Genomic DNA, 16283 nt, shown 5'->3' with positions numbered 1-16283 from the left:
AACACATGCAATGGGAAGTCGTGATCGGGCTGGAGATTCATACCCAGCTCGCCACCCAATCGAAGATTTTCTCCGGTAGCGCCACCACGTTTGGCGCAGATCCGAACACCCAGGCCAGCCTGGTAGACCTGGGCATGCCCGGCGTACTGCCGGTACTGAACCAGGAAGCGGTGCGCATGGCGGTGATGTTCGGCCTGGCGATTGACGCCGAAATCGGCCAGCACAACGTGTTCGCCCGTAAAAACTACTTCTATCCGGACCTGCCGAAGGGCTACCAGATCAGCCAGATGGAATTGCCGATCGTCGGCAAGGGCCACCTGGACATCCCGTTGGAAGACGGCACGGTCAAACGCGTCGGCATCACCCGCGCGCACCTGGAAGAAGACGCCGGTAAAAGCCTGCACGAAGAATTCCACGGCGCCACCGGCATCGACCTGAACCGTGCCGGCACGCCGCTGCTGGAAATCGTTTCCGAGCCGGACATGCGCAGCGCCAAGGAAGCCGTGGCCTACGTCAAAGCGATCCACGCCTTGGTGCGTTATCTGGGCATCTGCGACGGCAACATGGCCGAAGGCTCGCTGCGTTGCGACTGCAACGTATCAATCCGTCCAAAAGGCCAGGTTGAGTTCGGCACGCGTTGCGAGATCAAGAACGTCAACTCGTTCCGTTTCATCGAGAAGGCGATCAACACCGAAGTGCGTCGTCAGATCGAGCTGATCGAAGACGGCGGCAAGGTGATCCAGCAGACGCGCCTGTACGACCCGAACAAAGACGAAACCCGCGCCATGCGCAGCAAAGAGGAAGCCAACGACTACCGTTACTTCCCCGATCCGGACCTGTTGCCAGTGGTGATCGAAGACTCGTTCCTCGATGACATCCGCGCCACCCTGCCGGAACTGCCACCGCAAAAACGCGAACGCTTCCAGGAGCAGTTCGGCCTGTCGGTCTACGATGCCAGCGTCCTGGCGTCGAGCCGCGAGCAAGCGGATTACTTCGAAAAAGTCGTGAGCATCGCCAGTGACGCCAAACTGGCGGCCAACTGGGTCATGGTCGAACTGGGCAGCCTGCTGAACAAGCAAGGCCTGGAAATCGATGAGGCACCGGTGTCGGCCGAGCAGTTGGGCGGCATGCTGTTGCGCATCAAGGACAACACCATCTCCGGCAAAATCGCCAAGACCGTGTTCGAAGCCATGGCCAGCGGCGAAGGCAGCGCAGACGAGATCATCGACAAGCGCGGCTTGAAGCAAGTCACCGACAGCGGCGCGATCTCTGCCGTACTCGATGAAATGCTCGCAGCCAACGCCGAACAGGTTGAACAGTATCGCGCGGCAGACGAAGCCAAACGCGGCAAGATGTTCGGCTTCTTCGTCGGTCAGGCAATGAAAGCCTCCAAAGGCAAAGCCAACCCGCAACAAGTCAACGAACTGCTGAAAAGCAAGCTCGAAGGCTGACCGGAATGGAGCCAGATTTAAAGCCTGGCTCAAATTCCTGTGGGAGAGAGCCTGCTCGCGATGACGGTTCGGCACTCAATGCAAAGTTGACTGTCAGAATGCATTCGCGAGCAAACGGAGCGCCGCCCGGCCCTCTCCCACATTTGTTTCAGGGAAGCCTTTTATGAAACGTCTACTTGGCGCGTGCGCCCTGCTTTCTCTGCTGGCCGGTTGCGCCAGCACGGATGTCATCGATCCACACGGCTACGACAAGACCGGCGTGGCCTCGTACTACGGCGCCAAACACCAAGGTAAACGCACCGCCAGTGGCGAGCGTTTCAACCAGCATTCCCTGACCGCTGCCCATCGCCAGTTACCATTTGGCACCCGGGTGAAGGTCACCAACCTGAACAACGATAAATCCTGTGTAGTGCGTATCAACGATCGCGGACCGCACACCCGTGGGCGCCTGATCGACCTGTCTCACGAAGCGGCCGCGCGATTGGGCATGCTGGGCAGCGGCACCGCACCGGTTCGTGTGCAATCCCTCGACAACTGACAGACGGAGCACCGATCATTTTCGGACTTGCCGACTTGCCACTGCTCAGCGTGCTTCAACTGCTCAGTGGTCTGGTACTGCTGATCGCCGGCGCCGAGTTGCTGGTCCGCGCCGCCGCGCGCCTGGCCGCACACTTGCAGGTGCGCCCGCTGATCATCGGCCTGACCGTCGTGGCTCTGGGCAGCAGTGCGCCGCAAATGGCGGTGAGCCTGCAAGCGACCCTTATGCAAAACACCGACATCGCCGTCGGTAGCGTCATTGGCAGCAACATCTTCAACATCCTCGTCACCCTCGGACTCTCGGCGCTGATCATCCCGTTGCGGGTCTCCCGGCAATTGGTACGCCTGGACATCCCGGTGATGATTGGCGCCAGCCTGCTGGTGTTCGCCCTGGCCTGGAATGAACGACTGACACCGCTCGACGGCACGATTCTGTTAGCCGCGCTGGTGCTTTACCTCGGGTTGCTGCTGCGCCAGTCGCGGCACTCGGTGCGCCCGCACAGCACGAAGGCTGACGACGGCAGCCAATCCCGCGCTCCGTGGTTGAGCAGCGTGTTGCTGATGCTCGCCGGTCTGGCGCTGCTGGTGTTTGCCGGGCATCTGCTACTCAGCGCAGCGGTCGAGGTGGCAACCGAACTCGGCTTGTCGGAACGGATCATCGGCCTGACCATCATTGCCGTCAGCACGTCGCTGCCGGAACTGGCGACCTCGCTGATCGCCGCCCTGCGTGGTCAGCGCGACATCGCGGTGGGTAACGTGATTGGCAGCAACCTGTTCAACTTGCTGGGTGTGCTGGGCTTCACCGCGTTGGTTGCGCCGACACCGCTGTCGGTATCACCCAATGCGCTGGATTTCGACTTGCCGGTGATGCTCGCTGTCAGCGTGCTGTGTTTGCCGGTGTTCTATTCAGGCTATCGAATTACCCGCGCCGAAGGCCTGCTGTTTCTGGCCTTGTACCTGGCGTATGGGCTGCATGTCGTGTCGTTTACCACAGGCATGCCGCTGGCCGGCAAACTTGAACACCTGATGCTGTTTTTCGTCCTGCCGGCGCTGGTGGCGTTTTTGCTGTTTACGTCACTGCGCGCCTGGCGCCTCCAACACCACAAGAGGGAATCGCCATGACCGACAAACCCGGCTCCAGCAAACCGACCGGCATTGAAGTGCGCCGCCAGGTCATGGGCGACGCCTTCGTCGACCGTTCCATGGGCAATGCCACCGAGCTGACCCGGTCGTTTCAGGAGTTCGTCAACGAACACGCCTGGGGTGCGGTGTGGAACCGTGACGGTCTTGCGCTGAAAACCCGCAGCCTGATCACCCTCGCGGCCCTGACCTCGCTCAAGTGCCCGCAAGAACTCAAAGGCCACGTGCGTGGCGCACTGAACAATGGCTGCACGGTCGACGAGATCCGCGAAACACTGATGCACTGCGCGGTCTACGCCGGCGTGCCAGCGGCGATGGAGGCGTTCCGCGCGGCGCAGGAAGTGATCGATAGTTACCAGAAGCCCGAGTAAGACGCCGGCATCTGGGGTGCCTGCAAGATTGCTATCGCGAGCAAGCTCGCTCCCACAGTGGATTTTTGGTGTACGCAGATTTTGTGTTCCACACAGATCAAATGTGGGAGCGAGCTTGCTCGCGATTGGACCTGAAGGGCAATGAAGATCTATCGGCTAAATCCACCCGCCCCACTGCAACACAAAGATCCCGAGGTTGGTGGTGACCGCCGCCATCAACGTGGTGATGACGATGATCGCCGCCGCCAGTTCATGGTTGCCATTGGCCGCCCGGGCCATGACAAAACTGGCGGCGGCGGTCGGGCTGCCGAAGTACAGGAACAAAATCCCCAACTCTGCCCCGCGAAAACCCCAGAACCAGGCCCCGAGCGTGGCCAGAATCGGCAAGCCGACCATCTTCACCAGGCTTGAACTCAACGCCAGATCACCGCTCTTGCGCAACGCCGCCAGCGACAGCGTGCCGCCAATGCAGATCAACGCCAGCGGCAAGGTCATCTGCGCCAGGTAGCTGCCGGAAGTCTCCAGCCAGCCGGGCAAGCCAATCCGGAAATAGGCGAACGGCGCGGCTGAAAGCACGCTGAGGATCAACGGATTGCTGAGCACACTTTTGAAGATGCTCCACGGATCGGATTTGATCACCGGGCTGTACACCGCCAGAACGATGGTCGACAGCGTGTTGTAAAACAGGATCACCAGCGCCGCGAGAATCGCCCCGAGGGAAATCCCATAAGCGCCGTACATGCTCGCCGCCAGCGCCAGACCGATCACCCCGTTGTTGCCGCGAAACGCGCCTTGGGTGTAGATCCCTCGATCCTCTCGCGGGCACCGCCAGATCGCCCACCCCCAGGCAATGGCGAAACACACCAGGGTCGCCAGCGAGAAATAGATCAGCAGCGCCGGTTTCAAGGCCGCGTGCAGGTCGGCGTGCGTAATCCCGAGAAACAGCAGCGCCGGCATGGTGACGTTGAACACCAGCGACGAGGCGGTGTGGATAAAGTCGTCATTGATCCAGTGGATGCGCTTGAGCAGCACGCCCAAAAACAACATGGCAAAGACTGGCGCGGTGATGGTCAGCGTTTCGAGAAAAATTGCCAGCATGCCGGGTGAACCTTGAGGGGCGTCGTTAGGGGGCTAATGATAAGCCAGTGCTGACCTTTTAAGATCAAAAGATCGCAGCCTTCGGCAGCTCCTACGGGATGTGCGCCGATCCAATGTAGGAGCTGCCGAAGGCTGCGATCTTTTCCCTGACGACTCGATCTCAGGTAATCGGCGCCGGATTGAACAAGGTAATGTCGTTATGCAGTTTGTGCTGCTCCGCCCACGTCTGCTTCCTGCCGCTGGCCACGTCCAGATAGAAGTGGAACAACTCCCAGCCCAACTCCTCGATGGAAGCGCGCCCCGTGGCAATCCGCCCGGCATCGATGTCGATCAGATCCGGCCAACGTTGCGCCAACTCGGTTCGGGTCGAGACCTTGACCACCGGCGCCATCGCCAGACCATAGGGCGTGCCACGCCCGGTGGTGAACACATGCAGGTTCATCCCGGCCGCCAGTTGCAAGGTGCCGCAGACAAAATCACTGGCCGGCGTCGCACAGAAAATCAGCCCTTTGCGCTTGAACCGTTCGCCGGGACCGAGCACGCCATTGATCGCGCTGTTGCCGGATTTGACGATCGAGCCCAGAGATTTCTCGACAATGTTCGACAACCCGCCCTTCTTGTTACCCGGCGTGGTGTTGGCACTGCGGTCCGCTTCGCCCTTGGCCAGGTAACGGTCGTACCAATCCATTTCGCGCACCAGTTCCTGGGCGACTTCCTTGGTTTCCGCCCGCGAGGTCAGCAAGTAGATCGCGTCGCGCACTTCGGTGACTTCGGAAAACATCACCGTCGCCCCGGCCCGGAGCAGCAAATCCGAGGCAAAGCCCAGCGCCGGGTTGGCGGTGATTCCGGAAAACGCATCGCTGCCGCCGCACTGCATACCGAGGATCAACTCGGACGCCGGCACGGTTTCGCGGCGGCGCTGGTCAAGTTTCTTCAGGCGGACTTCAGCCAGCGCCATGATCTGCTCGATCATCTCGCTGAAACCGTGACTGGAATCCTGCAAGCGATACAGCCACGGCTCGCTGAGATCCACCGAACGGTCGTTCTCGTGCATCACCTGCCCGGCCTGCAATTTCTCGCAGCCCAGACTGATCACCAACGCTTCGCCACCCAGGTTCGGGTTGCGCGCCAGGTTGCGCACGGTGCGGATCGGGATGTAGGCGTCGGTGGCGGTGATCGCCACGCCGCAGCCGTAGCTGTGAGTCAGCGCGATCACGTCATCGACGTGCGGGTACCTGGGCAGCAACTCGTCCTTGATGCGCTTGACCGCATGGTCGAGCACACCGGTGACGCATTGCACGGTGGTGGTGATCCCCAGAATATTGCGCGTACCAACGGTGCCGTCGGCGTTGCGATAGCCCTCGAACGTGAAGCCTTCCAAGGGTGCTTGTGCGGCCGGCACCTCGGTGGACAGCGGCAGGCTGTCCAGCGGTGGCGCGGTAGGCATGCGCAGTTGATCTTCCTTGACCCAGCTCCCCCGCGGGATCGGCTGCAAGGCGTAACCGATGGTCTGGCCGTAGCGAATCACCTGACCGCCTTCGGGGATGTCTTCCAGCGTCACCTTGTGGCTCTGCGGCACGAACTCCACGGTCACCAAGCCGTCCGGGAATTCAGTGCCGGCCGGTACGCCCTGGTCATTGACCACGATCACCACGTTATCGCGCTCGTGCAGCCGGATGTAGCGCGGCGAGTCGGAATGTTCAATCAACTGCATGACGCCGCTCCTCAGGAATGCGCTTGAGACAATTTGTTAGTCAGTTCGGAGCCATTGGCGGGTGGCTCTTTGAGCACCACGCGTTTGATCGGTCCGACGATCACCAGGTAACTGAACACCGCGACCAGTGCATTGCAGCCGACAAACACCAGAGCCCATTTGAACGACCCGGTGGTACTGATGATGTAGCCAATCACGATCGGTGTAGTGATCGAAGCGATGTTGCCGAACATGTTGAACAGGCCGCCACTCAAGCCCGCGATCTGTTTTGGCGACGTGTCGGAAACCACCGCCCAACCCAATGCGCCCACACCTTTGCCGAAGAATGCGAGGGCCATGAAGCCCACGACGATCCATTCAATGTCCACGTAGTTGCAGGCCACGATGCTGGTCGACAGCAACAACCCACCGATGATCGGCGCCTTGCGGGCGAAGGTCAGCGAGTGGCCCGTACGCAGCAGGTAGTCGGAAATGATCCCGCCCAAGACACCACCGATGAAGCCGCAGATTGCCGGCAGCGAAGCAATGAAACCGGCCTTGAGAATGGTCATGCCGCGCTCCTGCACCAGGTACACCGGGAACCAGGTCAGGAAGAAATAGGTGATGCCGTTGATGCAGTACTGGCCCAGGTACACGCCGAGCATCATGCGGTTGCTCAGCAGTTGGCGCACGTAATCCCACTTCGGACCGTCGACGCGTTTGCCCTTGTCCTGATCCATATCGACCAGGCCGCCGTTGTCGGCGATGTGCTTGAACTCGGCGTCGTTGATCATCGGGTGCTGGCGCGGGCTGTGGATAACTTTCAGCCAGACCAGCGAAAACACCATGCCGATCCCGCCCATCACCATAAACACATGCTGCCAACCGAAGCTGTAGACAATCCAGCCCATCAGCGGCGCAAAGATCACGGTGGCGAAGTACTGCGCCGAGTTGAAAATCGCCGAAGCAGTACCGCGCTCGGCGGTCGGGAACCAGGCCGCAACAATGCGTGCGTTACCGGGAAAGGACGGCGCCTCGGCCAGGCCCACCAGAAAGCGCAGCATGAACAGCGCGACGATCGCGGTGGAGACGCCGAACTCACCGACATAGCCTTGCAGCACGGTGAACAGCGACCAGGTGAAGATGCTCAGGGCATAGACTTTTTTCGAACCGAAGCGGTCGAGCAGCCAGCCGCCGGGGATCTGACCGGCCACGTAGGCCCAACCGAATGCGGAGAAAATGTAGCCGAGGGTGACGGCGTCGATGCCCAGGTCCTTTTGCAGGCTGGAGCCCGCAATGGCGATGGTGGCACGGTCGGCGTAGTTGATCGTGGTCACCAGAAACAGCATGAGCAGGATTAAATAGCGGACGTGGGTCGGCTTGGTCGCTTGCATGTAGATGTACTCCCACTGATTATTTTTATGCGCGGGTGAATCTTTTATATCCGCGTAGGAGCTGCCGCAGGCTGCGATCTTTTGATCTTGATTCCTGGCGTCCTTGAGGACGCTGAAGATCAAAAGATCGCAGCCTTCGGCAGCTCCTACATCGGTTGGCGGTATCCGGCAGCGGTGTTGCGTGTTACGAACCGATGTAGGCAGTTTTCACCACGGTGTAGAACTCCTGCGCGTAGCGACCTTGCTCCCGCGACCCATAGGATGAACCTTTTCGACCACCAAAGGGCACGTGGTAATCGACGCCGGCGGTCGGCAGATTGACCATCACCATCCCGGCCTGGGAGTGGCGCTTGAAGTGGTTGGCGTACTTCAGCGAAGTGGTGGCGATGCCCGCCGACAAGCCGAATTCGGTGTCATTGGCCATGGCCAGCGCCGCGTCGTAATCGGCCACCCGAACAATGTTCGCCACCGGACCGAAGATCTCTTCGCGGCTGATACGCATCGCAGCTTCGCTGTCGGCAAACAGCGTAGGCGCGAGGAAATAGCCTTCGGTATCGCAGGTCACCAGGCCACCACCGCTGACCAGTCGTGCGCCTTCGGACTGGCCGATGTCGATGTACTTCAGGTCCTGTTCCAGCTGCGCTTGCGAGACCACCGGACCGATATCGGTACCGGTTCTCAAAGCATGACCGACCTTGATCGACTTCATCCGCTCGGCCATGGCCTCGACGAATTTGTCGTGAATCCCGGCGGTGACAATCAAGCGGCTCGAGGCCGTGCAACGCTGGCCGGTGGAGTAGAACGCGCTCTGCACCGACAGCTCGACAGCTTGTTTGAGATCGGCATCGTCGAGAATGATCTGCGGGTTCTTACCGCCCATTTCCAACTGCACCTTGGCCTGACGCGACACGCAGTTGACCGCGATCTGCCGACCCACGCCAACGGAACCGGTGAAGCTGATGCCGTCGACTTTCGGGCTGTTGACCATGGCGTCGCCGATCACTCGACCACTGCCCATCACCAGGTTGAACACCCCGGCCGGGAAACCGGCGCGGGAAATGATTTCGGCCAAGGCCCAGGCGCAACCGGGCACCAGTTCCGCCGGCTTGAGCACCACGCAGTTGCCGTAGGCCAACGCCGGGGCGATCTTCCACGCAGGAATGGCAATCGGGAAGTTCCACGGAGTGATCAGACCCACTACGCCAAGGGCTTCGCGGGTGACTTCAACGTTGACGCCCGGACGCACCGACGGCAGGTAATCGCCGGACAGGCGCAGGCATTCACCGGCGAAAAACTTGAAGATGTTGCCGGCACGGGACACTTCGCCGATGGCTTCGGGCAGGGTCTTGCCCTCCTCCCGCGCCAGCAAGGTGCCGAGCTCTTCGCGACGCGCGAGGATTTCGCTGCCGACTTTATCCAGCGCATCGCTGCGCGCCTGAATGCCTGAGGTCGACCAGGCCGGGAAGGCGGCGCGAGCGGCGTCGATGGCGGCGTTCACCTGGGCCAGGTCAGCCTTGGCGTATTCGCCAATGACATCGGACAACTCGGACGGGTTGATATTGGTCGAGTAGTCGGCACCCGCGACCCATTGGCCGCCGATGAAGTTGTCGAATCGTTTTACGTCTGCCACGAAGCCTCTCCTTACGCAGAAGGCCGCTGACTGCTCAACGGCCCAGGTTGATTCAGCGGGTTATTGCGCACCTTGCTTGTCGATCAACGCGGCCAGCGCTTCGTACTCGTCTGGCAGCAGATCGGTCAGCGGGGCGCGTACAGGACCTGCGTCGTAGCCGACGATTTTTGCCCCGGCCTTGACGATACTCACCGCGTAACCGGCCTTGCGATTGCGGATGTCCAGGTACGGCAGGAAGAAGTCGTCGATCAGTTTGCCAACGGTAGCGTGATCGTCACGGGCAATCGCCTGGTAGAAATCCATCGCGGTTTTCGGGATGAAGTTAAACACCGCCGAGGAGTAAACCGGTACACCCAACGCCTTGTACGCAGCGGCGTAAACCTCTGCGGTCGGCAGACCACCGAGGTAGCTGAAGCGATCACCGAGGCGGCGACGGATCGACACCATCAACTCGATATCACCCAGGCCATCCTTGTAGCCGATCAGGTTCGGGCAGCGCTCGGCCAGACGTTCCAGCAGCGGCGCGGTCAGGCGGCAGACGTTGCGGTTGTAAACCACCACGCCGATCTTCACCGATTTGCACACGGCTTCAACGTGGGCGGCAACGCCGTCCTGGCTGGCTTCGGTCAGGTAATGCGGCAGGAGCAACAGGCCTTTGGCGCCCAAACGCTCGGCTTCCTGTGCGTATTCGATAGCCTGACGCGTAGAACCGCCGACACCGGCAAGGATCGGCACGCTGCTGGCGCAGGTGTCGACCGCAGTCTTGATGATTTCCGAGTATTCACTGGCCGCCAGGGAGAAGAACTCACCGGTGCCGCCTGCGGCGAACAAGGCCGAAGCGCCGTACGGCGCCAGCCATTCGAGACGCTTGATGTAGCCCGCGCGATGAAAATCGCCCTGAGCATTGAAATCGGTGACCGGGAAGGACAGCAAGCCGGAGGAGAGGATGGACTTCAGTTCTTGTGGATTCATTATTCGAACACCCTGGGACGCACGTTGTGATGAGAAAACCCGTTCAGCCTTGGCCGAAGTTGTAAGTCATCGTACAACTTAAAATACAATCGTCAACTGCAATTCATCTTTTTTAGGCGAACCACTTTCCCTAAACGTGCGGACTCAGGACGGATGGGGGCTGGTGAGCTACAGCGCAACGATCACCGGGGAGCCGGGAAACTGGCGGTGAGGGTGGATCGTTCGATTCTCAAGACTGGCTGAAGTTATAGCGAACAGGCTGCCGACCCCATCGCGAGCAAGCTCGCTCCCACATTTGATCTCCGGTGTTCACAAATAATGTGTTCACAGAAAATCTCATGTGGGAGCGAGCTTGCTCGCGATAGCAGTCTGTCGGGCGACAAATTCCTTGCGCCTGGACCTCCAAACCTACCCCCGCTGCGCCTCTGCCTCTTCATGGGCTTGGCGCAGTCGTTCGCGGCTGTTGGTCAGGTGCAAACGCATGGCTGCGCGGGCGGCGTCCGAATCCTGGCGGGCGATGGCGTCGTAGATTTCTTCATGCTCGCGAGCCAGGCGATTCATGTAGTGCTGATGGTCGTCATGGGCCAGACGCGCGGAATTGAGCCGGGTGCGCGGAATGATGCTGGTGCCCAGGTGGGTCATGATGTCGGTGAAGTAGCGGTTGCCGGTGGCCAGGGCAATCTGCAAATGGAACTGGAAGTCCGACGCCACCGCATCGCCTGCGTGGGCTGCGCTTTCGTTCAAGGCGTCCAGTGCCGCACGCATCAAGGCCAACTGCTCGGGGCTGCGGCGTTGTGCGGCGAGGCCGGCAGACTCGACTTCGAGGCTGATGCGCAACTCCAGAATCGCCAGCACATCACGCAGGGTCACCACGGTGGCCGGGTCGATGCGAAAACCGCTTGGGCTCGGCGTGTCGAGCACAAACGTGCCGATGCCGTGACGGGTTTCAACCTGCCCTGCCGCCTGTAAACGCGAGATCGCTTCGCGCACCACGGTGCGGCTGACGCCGTGAGCCTCCATGATCGCCGACTCGGTGGGCAACTTGTCGCCACGTTTGAGCAGGCCGTCGCGAATCTGCTCGGACAGCACCGTCACCAGCTCCTGCGCGAGGCTGCGGCGCTTGCGCGGGAGACGGGGGGCGTCGATCGGATTTTCCATGGTAAACGTCTATCTCAAGCAAACGGTTGAGAACGCATCATAGCGCAGCGCAGTTGTACGATCACTGCCGAGCTACAACACCCCCTCGTAGGAGCTGCCGAAGGCTGCGATCTTTTGCCTTTAAAAGATCAGATCAAAAGATCGCAGCCTGCGGCAGCTCCTACGGGAGGGGGAAAGCGCCTACGCGGTAACGGTCTGCTCCAGCAGGTGGCCGTTGTCGATACGCACATGCCGTGGGTGGAAGCGTTTCAGGCTGCTGCGATGGCCGACGCTGACAATACTCAGGCCCGGCAGATGATCGATCAACGCCTGATACAGCGACGCTTCATCCTCTTCGTCCATCGCCGAGGTCGCTTCGTCCATGTACAGCCATTGCGGCGCGTAGAGCAGTGCGCGGGCAAATGCCAGACGTTGCTGCTCACCCGGCGACAACAGGCGTTGCCAGTGATTGGCTTCGTCGAGACGCGACACCAGATGCGGCAGGCGGCAGGTTTCCAGCACCTGCACGTAGCGCTCGTGCGGGTAGGTGTCGCCGGACTGTGGATAACTCAGGGCTTCACTTAGGCTGCCAATCGGCAGATAGGGCTTTTGCGGCAGGAACAGATAGCGTGCGGCTGGAAGGCGAATATTGCCGTGACCCGCAGGCCAAAGCCCGCCCATTGCCCGCAGCAAGGTACTTTTGCCACTGCCGGAGCGACCACTGAGCATCAGCCGGTCGCCTTGTTCCACGGTCATGTTGGCGTTGGTCAGCAAATGACGACCGTCGGCCAGGTTCAGACTCAAATTATGCACCGCCAGCGTATCACCGTGGCTCTGCACATCAATTGCCGGAGCACGATGTTCATTGTCGAGCATGGCCTGACGGAAGCTCACCAAACGGTCACAAGTGGCTTTCCAGACTGCAATGGACGCGTAAGCATCGATAAACCAGCTGAAGTTTTCCTGAACATTGCTAAACGCAGAGTTGATTTGCATCAGCTCGCCCAACTGGATCTTGTCGGCGAAATAACGCGGCGCCGCGACCATAAAGGGGAACACAATCGCGATCTGCGAGTACCCGGCAGTAAAGAACGTCAGGCGCTTCGTCACCCGCATCAGCGCCCAGTAGTTGGTCCACACCTTGCCGAAACGTGTGCTCAAGCGCTGGTTTTCATTAGTCTCGCCGTCATATAAGGCAATGCTTTCAGCATTTTCGCGTACCCGGACCAAAGAAAAACGCATGTCGGCTTCGAAACGTTGCTGTTGATTGTTTAGCGGGATCAAGCTGCTACCGATCACTCGGGTCAACCAACTACCGATCGCTGCATACAGGAAGGCACACCAAAACATGTAGCCGGGAATGTTGATACCGAATACTTCGAGACTGCCCGACACGCCCCAGAGAATGATCGAAAAGGACACCAGACTGACCACTGTCCGAAACAACCCCAACGTCAAGCTCAGGGTATCGCTTGTAAAGTTTTTGAGGTCCTCGCTCAGTCGCTGGTCCGGGTTATCGGTATGCCCGCCGGACTCCATCTGATAATAGTTCTTGTGATCGAGCCAACGATTGAAGTGCTGCTCGGTCAACCAGCGCCGCCAACTGATGGTCAGCATCTGGGTCAGGTAAAGACGATACACGGCCCCCAGAATGGCCACCGCAGCAATCCCGCAGAAATACAGGATCAGGCTCCAGAACGCGGTCCCGTCTTTCTGCTGCAAAGCGTTATAGAAGTCTTTGTACCAATTGTTCATCCAGACCGAAATACCAACGCTGAACAACGACAGCCCTATCACTGCGACCAGCAACACCCAGGCCTTACCCTTTTCCTCACTGCGCCAATAAGGCGAGGTGAGTTGCCAGACACGGCGAAAAAACTGCCCGCGCACAGCGTCGTTGACCGCGGAATATTCAGCGTTCTGATTCATGGTTCAGACTCGATAAAGAAAAGAACAGGCACGAACCGATCATAGATGATCGGCTCGGGTTATCGCGAGGTCTGCTGATAACCGTTCAGCGCCGGTTCAGCGGCGAACGGGACGTTTCTGTAGTTTGCGCTGCAGAGTGCGCCGGTGCATGCCCAAGGCGCGGGCAGTGGCGGAGATGTTGCCTTCGTGTTCGGTCAGCACGCGCTGGATGTGTTCCCATTGCAGGCGGTCCACCGACATCGGGTTTTCCGGCACCAGGGTGTCGAGGTCGGCGTGCTCGGAAAGCAGCGCCGCCAACACGTCATCGGCGTCCGCTGGTTTGCACAGGTAATTGCAGGCGCCGCGCTTGATCGCTTCGACGGCGGTGGCAATGCTCGAGTAACCGGTGAGGATCACCACGCGCATTTCCGGGTCGAGTTCGAGCAGCTTGGGCAGCAGCACCAGGCCCGAATCGCCGTCCATTTTCAGATCCAGCGCGGCAAAGTCAGGCAGATCGGCCTGAGCGATGGTCAGGCCTTCTTCGGCAGAGCCTGCGGTGCTGACCCGAAAGCCACGGCGGCTCATGGCGCGAGCCATGACGCGGGTGAATGTTGCGTCGTCGTCTACCAGCAACAAATGCGGCAGGTCTTCGCCTTCGACTTGGATCTCGTCACTCATGTTCGTCTCCTCGGGCGACACGGGGCAGGCGCAGCTCGGTGAGCGTACCGCCTTCCTCATGACTGTAGAGTTTCACTGAGCCGCCAGCGCGTGTCACGCTGGCCTTGCTCAAAAACAGGCCCAGGCCGAAACCTTTGCCCTTGGTGGTAAAAAACGGTTTGCCGATCTGTTCGGCAATCGCCAGCGGCACACCGGCGCCATGGTCGCGAATGCTGATGGTCAGCTCGAAGGCATCCCAATTCAGCGTCACTTCCAGTCCTTCGGGGCAGGCATCGGCGGCGTTGTTCAGTAAATTCAGCAAGGCCTGGGTCAGGTCCGGCGGCGGCGCCAGACGCGGTTCATCGCCAAGCCCCAGGCGCCGCAAGCGATAGGTCGCTTCGGGACGCATCAGGTGCCAGCGGTTGAGGGCTTCATCGAGCCAGACGCTGACGCCCTGCATCTCCACCGCCAGCCGACGATTGGCTTCGGCGGCGCGAACCAGCTGCTGCAAGGTCTGTTTGCACAGCTTCACCTGATCCTGCAGCACCCTCAAGTCATCTTGCAGCAACGGGTCGTGATGGTCTTGCTGCATTTCCTTGAGCAGCACGCTCATGGTCGCCAGCGGCGTACCCAATTCGTGGGCGGCACCGGCAGCCTGGGTCGCAACGGCCAGCAGTTGCTGGTCGCGCAGGCCTTCTTCACGGCGAATCGCCCGTAGTTCTTCCTGACGACGCAGCTCTTCGGCCATCCGCGCGGCGAAAAAGGTGATCACCGCCGCGGCCAAAGCAAAGCTCAGCCACATGCCGTAGATCTGCATCTTTTCCCGGTACATCGGGAACGTTTCCAGCGGGTAAAACTGCGCCAGCAACAAGGTGTACATCGCCAGCGCGATGCCGGAGAGAACCACCGAATAGCGCCACGGCAGCGTGACGGCGGCGATGGTCAGCGGCACCAGATAATAGGAAACGAACGGGTTGGTCGAACCTCCGGAGAAATATAGCAGCGCACTGTGGATAAACAGGTCACAGGCCAGTTGCACGGCGTATTCGAGCTCGGTCACCGGCCACGAGGTGCGTAAGCGGATCGCGGTAAAGGCACACAGCAGCATCGAACAACCGAGGGTCGCTGCCAATTGAAACCACGGCAGCGGAAGCAGGTTGAACCAGTAGGCGAGCCCCACCGAACCGGCCTGAGCGGCCAGCACCAGGGTGCGGATGAATGTCAGTCGCCAGAGGTTCTGGCGAGTCGCGGAAAGCAGTTGTACGGGGGCGAGCATGAGCTCTCCTGATGAGCGCTCCAGGCGGATCGCGTCGAGTATAACCAAGCGAGGGGTCCGACAGGCAAAAGTGCGGCAAAGCGCCACAGCTTCGGCCCGGATCATCTGTATAGAAGTTGTAAGCGGGTGAACCCGACAATAAAAGCTAGAGTCTGATGGTTTCACGCAGGTTCGGACCACAACCCCTGCGCATCATCCAAGGAGCTTCCATGAACACATTGCGCCGCAGCGCCGCCCTTCTCGCCCTCAGTGCCGGTACCCTCGCCAGCGTGCCGGCATTGGCCGCCGACGAACTTCACTACAACCAGATTTCCCTGCGCGCCGAAGTCAGCCAGGAAGTGGCCCGCGACCTGATGATCGTGACCCTCTACACCGAAGAACAAAACACCGACCCGGCGAAACTCGCCGCCGACGTCAGCACCACCCTGAACAAGGCGCTCGGCCTGGCCAAACAGGTCAAGGACATCACCCTGCGTCAGGGCAGTCGTAACAGCTACCCGATCTACGACACCAAGGGCCAGAAAATCACCGGCTGGCGTGAGCGCGCCGAACTGCGCCTGGAAAGCTCGAACTTCGCTGCGCTGTCCAAGCTCACCGGCGAACTGCTGACCGACCTGAAAATGGGCGGCATGGACTTCGCCATCGCCACCCCAACCCGCAAGGCCAGCGAAGACGCGCTGCTCAAAGAAGCCGTCAGCGCCTTCAAGGCCCGCGCCCAACTGGCCACCGATGCACTGGGCGGCAAGGGTTACAAAATCGTCAACCTGAACCTCAACAGCAACGGTTATCCACAGCCTTACTTGCGCGCGCCAATGATGATGAAAGCCGCAAGCATGGACTCGGCACCGGTGACCCCAGATGTCGAGGCCGGGACCAGCAAGGTCGGCATGACTGCCGATGGCTCGATTGAAGTGTTGATGCCTTGATTCGATAACCCGAACACAAAAACGGCGATCACCAAAGTGATCGCCGTTTTTTATTGCTCGTTGTGAGCCAGTCAGTTTTCATGCTGATTGATC

The 16283-nt window shown here is 60.1% G+C and carries 14 protein-coding genes; 5 read left to right on the top strand and 9 right to left on the bottom strand.

Annotated features, from left to right (window positions below; all coding sequences use genetic code 11):
• The first annotated feature begins 5 nt into the window (after positions 1–5).
• The 4 genes from gatB (at position 6) to AC1RPZ_RS08615 (ending at position 3499) form a co-directional block, all read left to right on the top strand.
• Positions 6–1451: an Asp-tRNA(Asn)/Glu-tRNA(Gln) amidotransferase subunit GatB gene (gatB, locus tag AC1RPZ_RS08630; RefSeq protein ID WP_493136631.1), complete on the top strand. Its 1446-nt coding sequence runs from the start codon at positions 6–8 to the stop codon at positions 1449–1451.
• A 163-nt stretch (positions 1452–1614) separates the two neighbouring features.
• The gene (locus AC1RPZ_RS08625) at positions 1615–1989 is read left to right on the top strand and encodes a septal ring lytic transglycosylase RlpA family protein (protein ID WP_493136629.1); all 375 of its coding nucleotides are present in this window, start codon (positions 1615–1617) and stop codon (positions 1987–1989) included.
• A 50-nt stretch (positions 1990–2039) separates the two neighbouring features.
• On the top strand, positions 2040–3110 hold the full coding sequence (locus tag AC1RPZ_RS08620) for a calcium/sodium antiporter (RefSeq protein WP_493136838.1): 1071 nt from the start codon (positions 2040–2042) through the stop codon (positions 3108–3110).
• Complete coding sequence (locus tag AC1RPZ_RS08615) at positions 3107–3499, top strand: carboxymuconolactone decarboxylase family protein (RefSeq protein ID WP_493136627.1); 393 nt, start codon at positions 3107–3109, stop codon at positions 3497–3499. The genes AC1RPZ_RS08620 and AC1RPZ_RS08615 overlap by 4 nt, the downstream gene beginning before the upstream one ends.
• Before the next feature lie 156 nt (positions 3500–3655).
• Here AC1RPZ_RS08615 and AC1RPZ_RS08610 read toward each other — a convergent pair whose 3' ends face one another.
• The 9 genes from AC1RPZ_RS08610 to AC1RPZ_RS08570 all read right to left on the bottom strand — a co-directional run bounded on the left by AC1RPZ_RS08610 (position 3656) and on the right by AC1RPZ_RS08570 (position 15264).
• On the bottom strand, positions 3656–4597 hold the full coding sequence (locus tag AC1RPZ_RS08610) for an AEC family transporter (RefSeq protein ID WP_493136625.1): 942 nt from the start codon (positions 4595–4597) through the stop codon (positions 3656–3658).
• A 160-nt stretch (positions 4598–4757) separates the two neighbouring features.
• The gene (gene garD, locus AC1RPZ_RS08605) at positions 4758–6311 is read right to left on the bottom strand and encodes a galactarate dehydratase (RefSeq protein WP_493136623.1); all 1554 of its coding nucleotides are present in this window, start codon (positions 6309–6311) and stop codon (positions 4758–4760) included.
• Positions 6312–6322: 11 nt separating this feature from the next.
• Entirely contained in the window at positions 6323–7807 is a 1485-nt protein-coding gene (locus tag AC1RPZ_RS08600; RefSeq protein WP_493136621.1) for an MFS transporter, read from the bottom strand.
• 61 nt (positions 7808–7868) lie between these two features.
• A complete protein-coding gene (locus AC1RPZ_RS08595) occupies positions 7869–9314 on the bottom strand; it encodes an aldehyde dehydrogenase family protein (RefSeq protein WP_493136620.1) in 1446 nt (481 codons plus the stop codon).
• Between the two features lie 60 nt (positions 9315–9374).
• Positions 9375–10286, bottom strand: coding sequence for a 5-dehydro-4-deoxyglucarate dehydratase (kdgD, locus tag AC1RPZ_RS08590; protein ID WP_493136618.1), 912 nt, complete (start codon positions 10284–10286; stop codon positions 9375–9377).
• Between the two features lie 408 nt (positions 10287–10694).
• Positions 10695–11444, bottom strand: coding sequence for a FadR/GntR family transcriptional regulator (locus tag AC1RPZ_RS08585; protein ID WP_493136616.1), 750 nt, complete (start codon positions 11442–11444; stop codon positions 10695–10697).
• A 180-nt stretch (positions 11445–11624) separates the two neighbouring features.
• Complete coding sequence (locus tag AC1RPZ_RS08580; RefSeq protein ID WP_493136614.1) at positions 11625–13352, bottom strand: ABC transporter ATP-binding protein/permease; 1728 nt, start codon at positions 13350–13352, stop codon at positions 11625–11627.
• 96 nt (positions 13353–13448) lie between these two features.
• Complete coding sequence (locus AC1RPZ_RS08575) at positions 13449–14009, bottom strand: response regulator transcription factor (protein ID WP_103315781.1); 561 nt, start codon at positions 14007–14009, stop codon at positions 13449–13451.
• Positions 14002–15264, bottom strand: coding sequence for an ATP-binding protein (locus tag AC1RPZ_RS08570; RefSeq protein WP_493136612.1), 1263 nt, complete (start codon positions 15262–15264; stop codon positions 14002–14004). Before AC1RPZ_RS08570 ends, AC1RPZ_RS08575 begins: the two co-directional genes overlap by 8 nt.
• 209 nt (positions 15265–15473) lie before the next feature.
• Here AC1RPZ_RS08570 and AC1RPZ_RS08565 point away from each other — a divergent pair, with 209 nt between their 5' ends.
• Positions 15474–16190 (top strand): SIMPL domain-containing protein, encoded by a 717-nt coding sequence (locus AC1RPZ_RS08565; RefSeq protein WP_493136610.1) that lies wholly within the window; start codon positions 15474–15476, stop codon positions 16188–16190.
• Positions 16191–16283: the final 93 nt, after the last annotated feature.

This window comes from Pseudomonas sp. GW822-FHT02D10, from assembly GCF_058802345.1.
Note: the sequence above shows the minus strand (reverse complement) of the source record. Positions and strands in the feature narration are given on the sequence as shown.

Coding starts and splice junctions, on each gene's coding strand:
- gatB (WP_493136631.1), top strand. CDS start 6: ATGCAATGGGAAGTCGTGATCGGGCTGGAGATTCATACCCAGCTCGCC.
- AC1RPZ_RS08625 (WP_493136629.1), top strand. CDS start 1,615: ATGAAACGTCTACTTGGCGCGTGCGCCCTGCTTTCTCTGCTGGCCGGT.
- AC1RPZ_RS08615 (WP_493136627.1), top strand. CDS start 3,107: ATGACCGACAAACCCGGCTCCAGCAAACCGACCGGCATTGAAGTGCGC.
- AC1RPZ_RS08610 (WP_493136625.1), bottom strand. CDS start 4,597: ATGCTGGCAATTTTTCTCGAAACGCTGACCATCACCGCGCCAGTCTTT.
- garD (WP_493136623.1), bottom strand. CDS start 6,311: ATGCAGTTGATTGAACATTCCGACTCGCCGCGCTACATCCGGCTGCAC.
- kdgD (WP_493136618.1), bottom strand. CDS start 10,286: ATGAATCCACAAGAACTGAAGTCCATCCTCTCCTCCGGCTTGCTGTCC.
- AC1RPZ_RS08585 (WP_493136616.1), bottom strand. CDS start 11,444: ATGGAAAATCCGATCGACGCCCCCCGTCTCCCGCGCAAGCGCCGCAGC.
- AC1RPZ_RS08580 (WP_493136614.1), bottom strand. CDS start 13,352: ATGAATCAGAACGCTGAATATTCCGCGGTCAACGACGCTGTGCGCGGG.
- AC1RPZ_RS08575 (WP_103315781.1), bottom strand. CDS start 14,009: ATGAGTGACGAGATCCAAGTCGAAGGCGAAGACCTGCCGCATTTGTTG.
- AC1RPZ_RS08570 (WP_493136612.1), bottom strand. CDS start 15,264: ATGCTCGCCCCCGTACAACTGCTTTCCGCGACTCGCCAGAACCTCTGG.
- AC1RPZ_RS08565 (WP_493136610.1), top strand. CDS start 15,474: ATGAACACATTGCGCCGCAGCGCCGCCCTTCTCGCCCTCAGTGCCGGT.